Below are 460 nucleotides of genomic sequence, written 5' to 3'. Positions count from 1 at the left end.
GACTACACGGGTATCTAATCCTGTTTGATACCCGCACTTTCGAGCCTCAGCGTCAGTTGGTGCCCAGTAGGCCGCCTTCGCCACTGGTGTTCCTCCCGATATCTAAGCATTTCACCGCTACACCACGAATTCCGCCTACCTCCCGCGAACTCAAGTCATCCAGTTCCCGCTGCAGTGCCACGGTTGAGCCGCGGCATTTCACAACACGCTTAAACGACGGCCTACGCTCCCTTTAAACCCAATAAATCCGGATAACGCCCGGACCTTCCGTATTACCGCGGCTGCTGGCACGGAATTAGCCGGTCCTTATTCATGCGGTACCTGCAAAAAGGGATACATCCCTCACTTTATCCCCGCATAAAAGCAGTTTACAACCCGTAGGGCCGTCGTCCTGCACGCTACTTGGCTGGTTCAGGCTCTCGCCCATTGACCAATATTCCTCACTGCTGCCTCCCGTAGG

Annotated in this window: 1 rRNA gene; it reads right to left on the bottom strand. The window is 55.2% G+C overall.

The features are described from left to right. Positions 1–460: ribosomal RNA gene (locus PGH32_RS24590) — 16S ribosomal RNA — on the bottom strand; the annotation flags it as partial.

The organism is Erwinia sp. SLM-02 (assembly GCF_037450285.1).
Taxonomy (GTDB): domain Bacteria; phylum Pseudomonadota; class Gammaproteobacteria; order Enterobacterales; family Enterobacteriaceae; genus Erwinia.
Note: the sequence above shows the minus strand (reverse complement) of the source record. Positions and strands in the feature narration are given on the sequence as shown.